General features: G+C 57.9%; 1 pseudogene. It reads right to left on the reverse strand.

The window, feature by feature from the left end:
* Nucleotides 1-98 (reverse strand): annotated as a pseudogene (locus GWC77_RS28635) (transposase family protein); the annotation flags it as partial.
* Nucleotides 99-254: the final 156 nt, after the last annotated feature.

Here is a 254-nt window from a genome sequence, read left to right on the forward strand (position 1 = left end):
AAGCGCACTCGAGGCACGCGCACTTCCAGGTAGCACTCGTGCTGAAAGAAATTCAGGTGCCGCAACCGCTTGATTTGCGTGTCATGCACCGGGTGTTCGCCGGTGACGCCGGGATAAGCGAAGCGGCGGGAGTGTCAGAATTTCCGTGTTCAAGGCGGGGGTGAGATTCACACGGATGGTCGAACGAATCGATCCGCGTAAAGGATAGCGAATTGGTTCATGGCCTGCTTCCAATCGTGAGCGGAGCGGCTCCA

Source organism: Paraburkholderia sp. NMBU_R16 (assembly GCF_013282575.1).
Lineage (GTDB): Bacteria > Pseudomonadota > Gammaproteobacteria > Burkholderiales > Burkholderiaceae > Trinickia.